Source organism: Staphylococcus sp. MI 10-1553 (assembly GCF_010365305.1).
Lineage (GTDB): Bacteria > Bacillota > Bacilli > Staphylococcales > Staphylococcaceae > Staphylococcus.
Map to the genome: position 1 here is coordinate 1,396,721 of NZ_CP048279.1, position 15,752 is coordinate 1,412,472.

General features: G+C 36.8%; 11 protein-coding genes. All 11 read left to right on the forward strand.

The window, feature by feature from the left end; genetic code table 11:
• The first annotated feature begins 181 nt into the window (after positions 1–181).
• Positions 182–1,150: a 6-phosphofructokinase gene (gene pfkA / locus GZH82_RS06475; RefSeq protein ID WP_162681789.1), complete on the forward strand. Its 969-nt coding sequence runs from the start codon at positions 182–184 to the stop codon at positions 1,148–1,150.
• A gap of 18 nt (positions 1,151–1,168) precedes the next feature.
• Complete coding sequence (gene pyk, locus GZH82_RS06480; protein WP_162681790.1) at positions 1,169–2,929, forward strand: pyruvate kinase; 1,761 nt, start codon at positions 1,169–1,171, stop codon at positions 2,927–2,929.
• A gap of 427 nt (positions 2,930–3,356) precedes the next feature.
• A complete protein-coding gene (locus GZH82_RS06485; RefSeq protein WP_162681791.1) occupies positions 3,357–4,475 on the forward strand; it encodes a citrate synthase in 1,119 nt (372 codons plus the stop codon).
• A gap of 45 nt (positions 4,476–4,520) precedes the next feature.
• Positions 4,521–5,783: an NADP-dependent isocitrate dehydrogenase gene (gene icd, locus GZH82_RS06490; protein WP_162681792.1), complete on the forward strand. Its 1,263-nt coding sequence runs from the start codon at positions 4,521–4,523 to the stop codon at positions 5,781–5,783.
• A 1,274-nt stretch (positions 5,784–7,057) separates the two neighbouring features.
• The gene (locus GZH82_RS06495; protein ID WP_162681793.1) at positions 7,058–7,762 is read left to right on the forward strand and encodes a response regulator transcription factor; all 705 of its coding nucleotides are present in this window, start codon (positions 7,058–7,060) and stop codon (positions 7,760–7,762) included.
• On the forward strand, positions 7,763–9,463 hold the full coding sequence (gene pnpS / locus GZH82_RS06500) for a two-component system histidine kinase PnpS (RefSeq protein WP_162681794.1): 1,701 nt from the start codon (positions 7,763–7,765) through the stop codon (positions 9,461–9,463).
• 241 nt (positions 9,464–9,704) lie between these two features.
• Entirely contained in the window at positions 9,705–12,332 is a 2,628-nt protein-coding gene (gene polA, locus GZH82_RS06505; RefSeq protein WP_162681795.1) for a DNA polymerase I, read from the forward strand.
• Positions 12,333–12,351: 19 nt separating this feature from the next.
• On the forward strand, positions 12,352–13,224 hold the full coding sequence (gene mutM, locus GZH82_RS06510; RefSeq protein WP_162681796.1) for a bifunctional DNA-formamidopyrimidine glycosylase/DNA-(apurinic or apyrimidinic site) lyase: 873 nt from the start codon (positions 12,352–12,354) through the stop codon (positions 13,222–13,224).
• A 13-nt stretch (positions 13,225–13,237) separates the two neighbouring features.
• Entirely contained in the window at positions 13,238–13,861 is a 624-nt protein-coding gene (gene coaE, locus GZH82_RS06515; RefSeq protein ID WP_162681797.1) for a dephospho-CoA kinase, read from the forward strand.
• 207 nt (positions 13,862–14,068) lie between these two features.
• Positions 14,069–15,085: a glyceraldehyde-3-phosphate dehydrogenase gene (locus GZH82_RS06520; protein ID WP_162681798.1), complete on the forward strand. Its 1,017-nt coding sequence runs from the start codon at positions 14,069–14,071 to the stop codon at positions 15,083–15,085.
• A 196-nt stretch (positions 15,086–15,281) separates the two neighbouring features.
• Positions 15,282–15,749: a transcriptional regulator NrdR gene (gene nrdR, locus GZH82_RS06525; RefSeq protein ID WP_019165113.1), complete on the forward strand. Its 468-nt coding sequence runs from the start codon at positions 15,282–15,284 to the stop codon at positions 15,747–15,749.
• Positions 15,750–15,752: the final 3 nt, after the last annotated feature.

Sequence of the window (15,752 nt, forward strand, 5' to 3'; positions counted from 1 at the left end):
AGTGTGTTTTAAATTGCTTTTACAATTGAATGAAAGTGCTATGAAAACGTGAAATATGGCGGATTGATGAATTCATTTGAATAAACCGTTTTCATTTGTTTTTGTATCTTTTTTTGATGGAATGCGCAATGAAATTGTGGTATTTTTAACATAACAACTATGCAAGAAAGGGTATGTCTACATGAAAAAAATTGCAGTTTTAACAAGTGGCGGAGATTCTCCGGGGATGAATGCAGCAATTCGAGCAGTTGTAAGAAAAGCGCTTTATCACAATATTGAAGTCTATGGTGTGTATCAAGGTTATCAAGGTCTTATCAATGACGATATTCGCAAACTCGAATTAGGTTCAGTTGGCGATATTATTCAACGCGGGGGTACTTTCTTATATTCAGCACGTTGCCCAGAATTTAAAGAAAAAGAAGTACGCCAAAAAGGGATTGAAAACCTTAGAAAGCATGGAATTGAAGGCTTAGTCGTTATTGGTGGTGACGGAAGTTACCGTGGTGCACAACGTATTAGTGAAGAATGTAAAGAAATTCAAACGATAGGTATTCCAGGTACAATTGATAACGATATTAATGGTACTGATTTTACAATCGGTTTTGATACAGCGTTAAATACAATTATTGAATCTGTGGACAAAATCCGAGATACTGCTTCAAGCCACGCACGCACTTTTATCATAGAAGTTATGGGCCGTGACTGCGGAGACTTGGCATTATGGTCAGGTTTAGCTGTAGGCGCTGAAACAATCATTTTACCCGAAACAGAAACAGATATTAAAGATATCGCTGAAAAAATTCAACACGGTATCGATAGAGGTAAAAAGCATTCTATCATCATCGTTGCAGAAGGGTGTATGACTGGTGATATGTGCGCATCAGAATTAACAAAATATATTAATGTTGATGCACGCGTATCTGTTCTCGGTCATATTCAACGTGGTGGTAGCCCAACAGGTGCAGACCGTGTACTTGCATCACGTTTAGGGGGCTATGCTGTTGAGCTTTTACTTAACGGCGAAACGGCTAAAGGTGTCGGAATTAAAGACAACCGCTTAGTTGCGACTAATTTTGATGAGATTTTCAACACATCAGAACGTCAAATTAACCAACGTATGTTAGGTTTAACTGAAGAATTATCTATATAATTATAGGAGGCATTTCCAATGAAAAAAACTAAAATCGTTTGTACGATTGGACCAGCATCAGAATCAGAAGATATGTTAGAAAAGTTAATGAAAGCAGGTATGAACGTTGCGCGATTAAACTTTTCACATGGCTCACATGATGAACATGCAGCACGTATTCGTTCAATTCGTAAAATAGCGAAAAAGTTAGAGAAAAATATTGGTATTTTACTTGATACTAAAGGACCTGAAATCCGTACACATGACATGAAAGATGGCATCATTACACTTGAAAAAGGATCACATGTCATCGTGAGCATGCAGGAAGTTGAAGGTACAGCGGAAAAGTTCTCTGTCACATATGAAAACTTAATTAACGATGTTGAGGTCGGTTCATTTATTTTATTAGATGATGGATTGATTGAATTAGAAGTAGAATCTATTGATCATGAAGCAGGCGAAGTTCACTGTAAAATTTTAAATACGGGAGAACTTAAAAATAAAAAAGGAGTCAACTTACCGGGTGTACGTGTCAACTTACCGGGTATTACAGATAAAGATGCGCAAGATATTCGTTTTGGTATCGAACAAGACGTTGACTTCATTGCGGCAAGTTTCGTTCGTCGTGCAAGTGACGTTTTAGAAATCCGTAAAATTTTAGAAGAAGTGGGCAACCGTACAATTAGCATTATCCCTAAAATCGAAAACCAAGAAGGTATCGATAATATTGAGGAAATTCTTGAAGTTTCTGATGGCTTAATGGTAGCCAGAGGGGATATGGGTGTTGAAATTCCACCAGAAGCAGTGCCGATTGTACAAAAAGATTTAATCCGTAAATGTAATAAGCTTGGAAAACCAGTTATTACTGCAACACAAATGTTAGACTCAATGCAACGTAATCCTCGTGCGACACGTGCAGAAGCGTCTGACGTAGCTAACGCAATTTACGATGGTACAGATGCAGTCATGCTTTCAGGTGAAACTGCAGCAGGGGCTTATCCAGAAGAAGCGGTTAAAGCAATGCATGATATCGCAGTAGCTGCAGAACAAGCTCAAAACTATAAACAACTGTTATCAGATCGTACAAAACTTGTTGAAACATCACTAGTAAACGCAATTGGTGTATCTGCTGCACACACAGCTTTAAACCTAAGTGTTAAAGCGATTGTGGCTGCAACAGAAAGTGGTAAAACTGCACGTACCATTTCTAAATACAGACCCAAATCTGATATTATCGCAGTGACACCATTCGAAACAACTGCGCGTCAATGTACACTTGTATGGGGTGTTTACCCAGTCGTTCGTGAAGGTAACTTTACTACAGACGAATTATTGAACAATTCTGTAGCAACAGCAATCGAAAGCGAACGTGTTGAAAACGGTGATTTACTCATTATCATTGCAGGTGTACCAACAGGTGAGTCTGGTACAACAAACTTAATGAAATTACATCTTGTTGGTGAAGACTTAGCAAGTGGTCAAGGAATTGGTCGTAACTCTGCAGTAGGTCGTACAGTCGTTGTGAACAATGGTTCTGAATTAAAAGGCCGCGACTTAGATCAAGCAGTTATTGTGACACCATCGATTGATGAGAGCATTACCCCATATTTAGATCAGGCTGTTGCTTTAGTTACTGAAGAAGCTGGTTTAACTTCTTCAAGTGCTATTATTGGACTTGAAAAAGGTATTCCAACTGTTGTAGGCGTCAACAACGTCGTCAATACAATTCCTGATAATGCATTAGTTACAGTAGATGCGACACAAGGTAAAGTTTATGAAGGTTATGCGAACGTGCTATAATTTTTAAATAGATGATACTGTATTAATTTTAAAAAGGTTGGTAAGGTGAATACGCCTTATCAACCCTTTTTTTAAACTGTTATGTGAAAACCCTTTCTGTATCACATGTACGACTTCGGGTGCAAAAAGAGTTTAATTACACTTAAATTAATATTTCTACAAATATACTCTGTCATCAAATCTTTTTATTATTAATGATAATGAATGCAAATGATGATGTGTTTTTTCTAAGACTAGTGATGAAAACATAACAGAAAACGCTTTATATCAGTGTTTTAGAAATTAATGAAATCATTTTAACCGAATTATTATAAGATTATTCTGACATATGTCAGTTCTTAAAAAGTTCACAAAACGTATCATATTGGCTATAATAGTTATTGAAAGCCATTACAAAGAACGAATATAAAGTAAAGGGGAATTTCATATGGCAGAATTAATGAGAGGTTTAGAAGGGGTAATCGCAACTGAAACAAAAATCAGTTCAATTATCGATAGCCAACTCACATATGCGGGATACGATATCGATGATTTAACTGAAAATGCACAATTTGAAGAGATTGTTTTCTTATTGTGGAAATATCGATTACCGACGAAACAAGAATTATCTGAATTAAAAGAAAAATTATTTGAGTACATGACTTTAAATCCGAGAATGTATAGTCATTTTGAAGAATATACCATTGATAAAGTACATCCTATGACGGCGTTACGTACATCGGTTTCTTATTTAGCGCACTTTGATGAAAATGCCGATGATAACGATGAAGAAGCATTACAAGAGCGTGCGATTCGTATTCAAGCAAAAATCGCATCACTCGTCGCTTCGTTTGCAAGAGTAAGAGAAGGGAAAGAACCGGTTAAGCCTGATCCTTCTTTAAGCTATGCAGCGAATTTCTTATACATGCTTAGAGGGGAAAAACCGACTGATGTAGAGGTAGAAGGTTTTAATAAAGCATTGATTTTACATGCTGATCACGAATTAAATGCATCAGCGTTTACAGCGCGTTGTGCCGTGTCATCATTATCAGATATGTATTCAGGTGTCACAGCTGCAGTATCATCATTAAAAGGACCGTTACATGGTGGTGCAAACGAACGCGTAATCCAAATGTTGACTGAAATTGGTTCAGTGGACAACGTTGAAGACTACTTACAAAAAGCATTTGCAAATAAAGATAAAGTAATGGGCTTCGGTCACCGCGTTTATAAAAATGGTGATCCACGTGCGAAATACTTGAAAGAAATGAGCCAAAAAATCACTAACGAAACTGGACAAAGTGAATTGTTCGATGTTTCTGTTAAAATAGCAGAAATCATGAAAGAAGAAAAAGGATTATTGCCTAACGTTGACTTTTACAGTGCGACAGTTTATCACAGCATGGGCATTGATCATGATCTCTTTACACCAATTTTTGCAGTAAGTCGTACATCTGGTTGGACTGCGCACATTTTAGAACAATTAAGAGATAACAGAATTATGCGTCCTCGTGCAACATATATCGGTGATGTTAACCGTAAATATGTGCCAATTGAAGAGCGCTAATTAAGTCTATATATCATAAAGTTTCAAAATTCGGAGGTATTAAACATGAGTGAAAAGATCGTAAAAACGGACAGCGGGTTACAAGTCCCAAATCAACCAATCGTACCATTTATTATCGGTGACGGTATCGGGCCAGATATTTGGAAAGCAGCAAGTCGCGTCATTGATGCTGCCGTAGAAAAAGCTTATGCCGGTGAGAAAAAAATTGATTGGAAAGAAGTGTTAGCGGGTCAAAAAGCTTATGACCAAACGGGTGAATGGTTACCAACAGCAACATTAGATACAATTAAAGAATATTTAATTGCTATTAAAGGACCATTAACAACGCCAATCGGTGGCGGTATCCGTTCATTAAACGTAGCCTTACGTCAAGAATTAGACTTATTTAACTGTTTACGTCCAGTACGTTGGTTCAAAGGTGTACCTTCACCAGTGAAACATCCAGAACAAACGGATATGGTCATCTTCCGTGAAAATACTGAAGATATTTACGCGGGTATCGAATTTAAAGAAGGTAGCGAAGAAGTTAAAAAAGTAATTGATTTCTTACAAAATGAAATGGGTGCTAAAAATATTCGCTTCCCTGAAACTTCAGGTATCGGTATTAAGCCAGTGTCTAAAGAAGGTACAGAGCGTTTAGTACGTGCAGCCATTCAATATGCAATCGATAACAATCGTAAATCAGTGACACTTGTGCATAAAGGTAACATTATGAAGTTTACTGAAGGTGCATTCAAACAATGGGGTTATGATTTAGCTGAAAATGAATTCGGTAATCAAGTGTTCACATGGCAACAATATGATCGTCTTGTTGAAGAAAAAGGGAAAGACGAAGCGAACAAAATTCAAGATCAAGCTGAAAAAGATGGCAAAATCATTATTAAAGATTCTATTGCAGACATTTTCTTACAACAAATTTTAACACGTCCAGCTGATCATGATGTTGTTGCGACAATGAACCTTAACGGTGACTATATTTCTGATGCATTAGCAGCTCAAGTAGGCGGTATCGGTATTGCACCAGGTGCGAATATCAATTCTGAAACAGGTCACGCGATTTTTGAAGCGACTCACGGTACAGCTCCGAAATATGCTGATTTAGATAAAGTGAATCCTTCATCAGTCTTGCTTTCAGGTGTCATGTTGTTAGAACACATCGGCTGGCAAGAAGCAGCGGATTTAATTACAAATTCTGTTGAAAAAACGATTGCTTCAAAAGTTGTAACGTATGACTTTGCACGTTTAATGGAAGGTGCAACTGAAGTAAAAACATCTGAATTTGCAGATGAATTGATTAAAAATTTATAATGAGATGATTCGAAGGCGATCGGACATAAAATTTTTGATGCTATTGGTGTAGTATTTTGTTTAACTTGCCCTCTCCCTGCGATTTGTGTTATTGATTGTCATTATGGCTTCGCGTTTCCTAGGGGGTAGCCCTTCAACTAACGCTTGATTAAACTGTTACATTTGTTGAGGCGTTAGTGGATTTTGGGAGCAGTACAGAAATCTCATGTGTCACAAAGATTTCGTAGTACTGCCCCCGCAAGGCTGACTAGACTTCTCAAAAGCATGCCCATTGAGAAGTAAGACAGCTACTGCGATAAACAGCAACCACTATTAAAGTAAAGAAGTGACTGTTAGCAGGATGCACTCATTTCCCTCAGGAGTGTCAGCCTTCTGGGCAATCTTACATCAAACACAGGAAAACTGAGGGAAAGTTTATGAAATCAAGAAAGTCAATAGCATCAATTTTTGTGTCTAATACATCCTTATTTCCGACTGTTTTATCATCATTAATGAATCATAAATCCATGAATAGTAGAGGCTGGGAAAACTTAATGTCCCGGTCTCTTCCTACGTTTAACAAACATTTATGAAATTTAATAGTTAGTACTAAACTTGGTTAAAATCTTTAATTGAGAGCTGAACTCAAAAATTCCTCTTTAGTACTTCGATGTTTTGATATAAGGTTGCCAAATGAATGGGAATCTTAAGGGATTAAACAATAGATTATATTTGATTTCTAATGTTTAAATAGTTGCTACTGTTTATCGCAACTTTCTATGACTGAAACGCCATCAAGTTTCTTTGTTCTTTCTATGATATAATTAATATATAAAACAAGAATATTCGGACTGAAAGTTTTGACACTTTATATTTTCTTAATTTCAAAAGTTTCCCTGCATTGATTCGCAGTATTTCATATTCATTTGCTAAAATGGGCGAGACCTCCTAGGGATTAGACGCAGTTGAAAATCCGACAACGCCACACCTATGTAACAGTTAAATCAAGCGTTGGCTAGTTGAGACCAGTCGCTGAGAAAGCAAGATCATGATAGCAATTGTGACGTTTAGAACGGTTATCCATGTGGACAAAAATCTTTTTGAGAATGATGGGAATCGATTTTATAGCCTTTTTAGCTAAGCGTGACTAAATAAATGTAACAATCAAATTCAAACACGTCTCTTTTTTGATTTTTTAAGAGAAAGTTAAGTTATTGTAAAGATGCTAAATGATATATTATTTTTAAGACTATTTTAAGGTATAATGAACTTAATTATAATAAGGAGGTACATATATGACTCAAAGAGTGCTTGTCGTTGATGACGAACAATCCATTGTCACTTTGTTAAAATACAACCTCGAACAATCAGGTTATGTTGTTGAGGTGGCTCAAGATGGAGAGGAAGCATTACAAAAAGAAAAAGAAACGAAACCAGACTTGATTGTATTGGATGTGATGTTACCGAAAAAGGATGGTATCGAAGTATGTAAAACGATTCGCTCAGATAAAAACCAAGTACCTATTTTAATGTTAACTGCAAAAGATGATGAATTTGATCGTGTGCTTGGTTTAGAGCTAGGCGCTGACGATTATATGACTAAGCCTTTTTCGCCGAGAGAAGTTGTTGCGCGTGTCAAGGCCATTCTTCGCCGCTCATCATTAGTCAATCATGTTCGCCAAGTAGAAGATGATGAAGATATTGTCATTGGCAGTATTCGGATTCGTCCTGACTTTTTTGAAGTATACCGTAATGATGAGTTGTTAGAGTTAACGCCTAAAGAATTTGAGTTGTTACTTTACTTAGTTGAACGTCAAGGTCGTGTCATTACGCGTGAACATATGTTAAATTCAGTTTGGAACTATGAATTTGCAGGTGATTCTCGAATTGTAGATGTACATATTAGTCATTTGCGAGATAAGCTAGAAGAAAATCCAAAACAACCTCAGTTTATTAAAACAGTTCGCGGTTTAGGATACAAATTGGAGCGTCCTAAATAAATGATTAAATTTTATCACAAACTTTTAATCATACTTACAACAATTACTGTTGTAAGTTTTCTCATATTAGGCTTTATTGTACATAATAGTATTTATACGAATACCGTTGAATACGAAAAGAAATCTCTTCTTAAAGATGCTGAACAAATTCTTGCATTTTATAAAACGGGGAACAATAAACACATTCAAGAACTTGCCAATCATTATCATAGTAATATTAAAATCATTGAAAGCGATCAAACGACCGAGTTTAAAGGGGATCGGAAACTTTCAATAGCAGAACGTCAAGATAGTATTTTGCGCCAACTTGAAACGAGAGAGCCGATTTATCAACTCGATGGTAAACAAGGCTACTATTGGTTTGGACATCAACAAGGTGAGACAAGGATATTAATCACAGGTCATTTTGATATGGTTTACGAACTACAACTTCAATTTTGGAAATACTTAATATTAGTAGGGATGATCATTTTAGCGCTTATTTACTTTACAGTGCGTTATATTAACCGAACTTATATTCAACCGATTAATGAAGTGTCCTACGCTGCGTCACTCCTTACTGAAGGGAATTTTCGTGTAAGACTGCCTGAAAGTAGTGTGAAAGAGTTGCGTGAATTGTATGTGACGATTAATGTGTTAGCGCGACGTTTAGAGCAGTTGAATAGTGAACAAAAAATTCAACGTAATCGTCTTGTGACAACACTTGAAAATATTCCTAGTGCGATATTGATGATAGATAAAAACGGAAAAATCGTTATCGCGAATAAGACATTTTATGAGGTTTTCAATGAATCGACCAATGTAGAAAATCAAGATTATGCACAATATTTACATCCAACGATCAAGCAGTTCGTCGTTGAAGGATTCCGAACTGAAAAGGCGATGTACAAACAAGTTGAAATTTCAATTAACCATATTCATCAAAAGTTCTTTGATACATCGTGTGTGCCCATCTTATCCCGAACGAAAAAGTCATTACAAGGCATGGTCATCGTATTACACGATATTACACAATTGAAAAAACTAGAAAACTTACGCAGTGAATTTGTGGCGAATGTGTCACATGAATTGAAAACACCGATAACATCGATGAAAGGATTTACCGAAACGCTTATTGATGGTGCGAAAAATGATGAAGCCTCTTTAGATATTTTCTTAAACATCATTTTAAAAGAGTCTAATCGTATCGAATCTCTAGTTGAAGATTTACTAGATTTATCGAAAATTGAACAAAATACGATGTTAGAAAAGCATTTGATTGATTTGTCCGATGTCGCAAAATCTTCATTTTCAGTCATTCAACCCCTTGCGAATGAAAAGTCGATTCAATTGATTGATCAAATTGAACCGAATGTGACGGCGATGGCTGACGAAAATAAAATCTCTCAAGTCATAGTGAATTTAATGTCGAATGCGGTCAACTATTCTCCTGAAAATCGAACGGTTACTTTAGCGGTATATCGAGAGAATCAGCATCCTGTCATTGAAGTGATTGATCAAGGCATTGGCATAGGAGAAAAAGAAAAGTATCGTATTTTTGAAAGATTTTATCGTGTGGATAAAGCGAGAAGTCGTGATTCAGGTGGCACAGGGTTAGGCTTGTCAATTACGAAACATATTATAGAAGCTTATCAAGGTAATATCGAAGTGGCGTCTGAACTCGGAAAAGGTTCGAAATTTAAAGTTGTGTTACCAGAATAATATTAAGTTCACAAAACGGGAACAGTGATAACGTATACCCCATTCGTTAAAACTGTTCTCGTTTTTGCTATGAGTGCACCAAAGAATGGCTTTATAATGATGAAAAAGGTCATATCGTATCAACTATGGTACAATAGGCGTTCCATTTACTGTTGTGAAGCAGAAGTGTGAGGCTTGTTTTATCGACATGATACATACGGATTATGATAAAATAGATACAAATCACGATGGAGGGAAAAACGTGGACAAACTTATATTGATTGATGGTAATAGTTTAAGTTTTAGAGCTTTTTATGCATTGCCGTTGTTAAAAAATAAAGCAGGGATTCATACAAATGCCGTGTACGGTTTTGTGCGTTTGTTAGAAAAGATTATCAAAGAAGAACAACCGACACATTTTCTCGTGGCATTCGACGCTGGAAAAACGACTTTTAGACATGCAACATATCAAGATTATAAAGGGGGACGTCAAAAAACACCACCTGAATTGAGTGAGCAGTTCCCGTATATTCGCCAATTAATAGATGCCTATCAAATTCAACGTTATGAACTTGAAAACTATGAAGCAGATGACATTATTGGGACACTGAGTCGTAAAGCAGATCAAGCGGGCATGCAAACAATCATCATTACAGGGGACCGAGATTTAACACAACTCGCTACAGATCAAGTGACGATTTATTATACGAAAAAAGGTGTGACGGACGTTGATCATTACACACCTGAATTGATTGCTGAAAAATATAATGGGCTTACACCTTCTCAAATTATTGATTTAAAAGGCTTAATGGGCGACAGTTCTGATAATATTCCAGGTGTGGCAGGTGTCGGCGAAAAAACAGCGATGAAACTGTTGAATCAATTTGAAACAGTTGAAGGTGTTTATGACCATATCGATGAAGTGTCAGGTAAAAAGCTAAAAGAAAAGCTTGAAAATAGTCGTGATGATGCGTTAATGAGCAAAACTTTAGCGACGATTAATTGTGACAGTCCGATTACAGTGTCACTCAAAGACACACGTTTACCTCAAAAAATTGATGAAAGTGCTAAAATCGAACTATTCAAGTCATTAGAATTCCGTCAGTTGCTAGATGGGATGGATATTGAGGCAGACAATGCTACGGCGAGTAGAGATTTTGCGCCAACGACAGAGATGTCAAAAGTAGATTTTAGCCAATTGTCAGAAGCGGCTATCCACGTAGAAGTTGCAGGGCCAAATTACTTAAAAGACGACTTATTAAAATTCGGGTTATACGATGGGGAACATTATGTGGTGATTCCATTTGACAAAATCACTAAATATCCAGAGTTAGTGGCTTGGCTAGAAGATGAAACAACTCAAAAATGGGTACATGATGCGAAGAAAACATACATTGCGATGAAACGTTCAGACATCGCCATTCAAAATGTTGTTTTTGATACGATGTTAGCAAGCTATATTATCGATCCATCACGTACGATTGATGATGTACAATCTGTCATGACCCATTTTGAGCAAACGTTCGTACAAGATGATGTATTGATTTATGGTAAAGGCAAATCTTTCCACATACCTGAAGATGACGTACTCGACAAACATATTGCTTCCATTTTAGACGCGATTCATGTTGTGCAACCGCAAATGATGACCATTCTAGAAGATCATGAACAGACATCATTACTCTCAGAAATCGAGTTACCACTTGCGTTCATTTTAAGTGAAATGGAATATATTGGTATTCATACCGATATCGACACATTAAAAGAAATGGAAACTGTCATTCAAACAGAGTTGGATCAGTTAATAGATCAAATACATGAACAAGCTGGTGAAAAGTTTAATATTAACTCACCTAAACAATTAGGTGTCATTTTATTCGAAAAACTAGAGTTGCCAGTCATTAAAAAGACGAAAACGGGTTATTCAACAGCGGTCGATGTACTCGAAAAATTGCAAAACGCACATCCAATTATCGACAATATTTTAACGTATCGCACGTTATCGAAACTTCAATCGACTTATGTTGAAGGTTTACAAAAAGTGATTTGGGATGACGGCTGTATTCATACACGTTTTAATCAAACACTCGCACAAACGGGTCGTCTGTCTTCTGTCGATCCGAACTTGCAAAATATTCCAATTCGTTTAGAAGAAGGGCGTAAAATTCGTAAAGCGTTTAAGTCTACGCACGATGATTATGTCATTCTTGCGGCGGATTACTCACAAATCGAATTGCGTGTTTTAGCACATATTACAGGAGACCCGACGTTGCAACAAGCGTTTAATGCTAATGAAGATGTCCATACAACAACAGCGATGAAAGTGTTTAACGTTGCAGCTGATGAGGTGACTTCATTAATGCGTCGCCAAGCAAAAGCGGTTAACTTTGGTATCGTTTATGGTATTAGTGATTATGGGCTCAGTCAAAGTTTAGGTATCACACGTAAAGAAGCACAACAATTCATTGACGATTACTTGAACCATTTTCCAGGTGTAAAAGACTATATGGACAACATTGTGCAAGATGCCAAACAACAAGGTTATGTTGAGACATTATTAAAACGTCGTCGTTACATTCCGGACATTACGAGTCGTAACTTTAACTTACGTGGATTTGCTGAACGAACTGCGATGAACTCACCTATTCAAGGGAGTGCTGCAGATATTATTAAATTAGCGATGGTTCATTTCCACCGTGAAGTGCAACAGACATCGTTTAAAGCTAAATTATTATTACAAGTACACGATGAGTTGATTTTTGAAGTGCCGAAAGATGAAGTAGATGAATTCAGCAAATTTGTTGAGAAAATTATGGCTCATGCATTACAATTAGATGTCCCATTAAGTGTGGAATCAGATTATGGGAAAACGTGGTATGATGCAAAATAGAAAGTAGGTAAGACAATCAATGCCAGAATTACCAGAAGTCGAACATGTCAAACGTGGCATTACGCCTCACATTATGCAACAAAAGATTACAGATGTAACGTTTTCTGAACCTGTCAAACGAGGCAAGTTAGAAGGGAAAGAAACAATTATTAAAGGGATTGACCTTGATGATTTTGTGAATTATGCGGTTGGTTTTGAGATTACAGATGTGCAACGCCGCAGTAAATATATATTATTTCGTATCCAAAATGGGAATGTTGTGCGTACATTGATTTCTCATTTAGGGATGGCAGGTGCATTCTTTGTCGTGCAATCGCTTGATGACATTGCGATACCGAATTTTCGAAAGCATTGGCAAGTTGTTTTTCATTTAGAAAATGGCATTAAATTAGTCTATTCAGATATTCGCCGGTTTGGTGAGATCCGTAATGTAAAAAGTTTAGAGGCTTATCCTTCAATTTTAGAGATTGCGCCTGAACCTTTTGAACAAGAAGCATTGGCCCATTATCTTGCCAAAAGTGATGAAAAGAAATATTTAAACAAAGCGATTAAGCCATTTATACTGGATCATCGTGTGATATCGGGTTGCGGAAATATTTATGCATGTGAAGCGCTGTTTGACGCACAAATTCATCCAGAAAGAATAGTAAAAGACTTGTCAGTAGCGGAAAAGACAAAGTTATTTAATAGTGTAGTAAAAGTTTTAGAAATGGGTATTTTAAATGGCGGGACAAGTGTGTCGGATTACGTACATGCTGATGGTCAAAGAGGTACCATGCAAGATCATTTGAAAGTTTATAAACAAAAGCGCTGTGCTACGTGTGAAGCAGCGATTGAAACGGTTATTATTTCAGGACGAAATACACATTTTTGTCCAAATTGCCAAAGTTAGGATAGGTGAAATTATGTCCAAAGTCATTGGATTAACAGGTGGAATTGCTACTGGAAAATCAACAGTGGCTGAATTACTCGCAATACATGGTTTTAAAATCGTCGACGCAGATGTTGCAGCACGGAAAGCAGTTGCAAAAGGGACAGAAGGTTTAAAAAAAGTTCAAGAGCTATTTGGCGATGAAGCGATCAACGAAGATGGCGACATGAATCGTGCATACGTCGGTCAACAAGTGTTCTATGATGATGAAAAAAGAAAACAACTCAATGCGATTGTGCATCCAATTGTCGGCAAAATGATGAATCAAGAGCGTGACCAATATTTAGCAGAAGGTCACAATGTCATTATGGATATTCCACTGTTATATGAAAATCATTTGGAAGACACGGTAGATGAAGTTTGGCTCGTTTATGCGTCTGAACCGATACAACTCGATCGATTAATGGCACGTAATGACTTGTCTATAGAAGATGCGAAAGCAAGAATTTATAGCCAAATTTCAATTGATAAAAAGAGTCGAATGGCGGATGTCGTCATTGATAATTTGGGTTCTAAGTTGGAATTAAAGCAAAATTTAGAACAGATTTTAGTGGATAAAGGGTTTTTAGAAGCTTATCATAGCGACTCAGAAGAATAGATTTTACGATTATCATCAATATTAAAAATGAATTCAGGAGTTTGGATATGTGTCTGTCTAAGCACCTGAATTTTTTTGCGTTTTATGATTGTTTTGGCTGATGAAGTACAATAACAAAAAATAATAGTGGAAAACGGTTTCATTTCGTCGCTATTGTGATATACTGTTAATTATAAGTATAACACATTGATAAGGAGTGCTTTAAACATGACGACAAAGATTGCGATTAACGGTCTGGGGCGTATCGGCCGTATGGTTCTAAGAGTGGCATTAAATAGAGAAGATGTTGAAGTTGTAGCGATCAATGCAAGCTATCCACCTGAAACAATTGCGCATCTCATTAAGTATGACACAACACACGGACGTTTTAATCAGACGGTTGAATCGATTGAAGACGGCATACAAGTGAACGGTAAAAAAATTAAACTTGTGTCAGATCGTAATCCTGAAAATTTACCATGGGCAGCATTAGATATTGATATCGTGGTAGAAGCAACAGGTAAATTTAATCATGGCGATAAAGCAGATGCCCACATTCGAGCAGGTGCTAAAAAGGTGATTTTAACAGGACCTTCAAAAGGAGGAAACGTACAAACAATTGTTAAAGGTGTGAATGACCAAGATATCGATACAGAACGTTATGACATCTTTAGTAACGCATCTTGTACAACAAACTGTTTAGCACCAATTGCAAAATTATTAAATGATCGTTTTGGAATCGAAAATGGCTTAATGACTACAGTACATGCCGTGACGAACGACCAAAACAATTTAGACAATCCACACAAAGATTTACGTCGTGCACGTGCAGCTTTTGAAAGCATCATTCCAACATCAACAGGTGCAGCGAAAGCACTCGCACTTGTTTTACCAGAACTTGAAGGAAAAATGCACGGAATGGCGTTACGCGTTCCAACTAAAAATGTTTCACTCGTTGACCTAGTCGTCGATTTAAAACAATCTGTGACTAAAGAAGAAGTGAATCAATTATTTAAAAACAACGATTTAAATGGTGTTGTCGCTGTTTCGGATGAGCCATTAGTATCGGATGATTTCACGACTGATGCACACTCAGCAATTGTTGACACACTTTCAACTATCGTCATGGGAGATCGTAAAGTTAAAGTACTCGCATGGTATGACAATGAATGGGGTTATTCAACGAGAGTTGTCGACGTGTTACAACAAATCGCTGCTCAAATTCCAAGCACAGTTGTACAATAAATCAAATATAAAAAAGTCGATGAGCAATGAATCATCGACTTTTTTGTTTATCTGGATAGTAAGATGGTAAATGAAACAGATGCGTTTCTTTTCAGTCAAGACGCAATGATGTACGTCAGTTATCACCTAACTTTTGAAATCATGTCGTTTCATAGTATAATGAAACAAAAACTATGACTAAGAAGGTGACAAAGTCGTGAAATGTCCAAAATGCAATCATACCCAATCTCGAGTAGTGGATTCGAGACATGCAGATGATATGAATGCAATTAGAAGAAGACGTGAATGTGACAATTGTGGTACACGTTTCACTACTTTTGAACACATAGAAATGAGTCCGCTCATCGTCGTAAAAAAAGATGGTACACGCGAACAGTTCAATCGAGAAAAAATATTAAATGGTTTAGTACGCTCGTGTGAAAAGCGACCAGTCCGTTTCCAACAATTAGAAGAAATTACGAATCAAGTCGAATGGAAATTGCGTGAAGAAGGCATTGCAGAAGTGTCTTCTAGAGATATTGGAGAGTATGTAATGGATTTATTGATGCATGTTGACCAAGTATCTTATGTCCGATTTGCCTCTGTATATCGTGAATTTAAAGATGTGGATCAATTATTACAATCTATGCAAGGGATATTGAAAGAAAACAAGCGGAGTGAATAACGA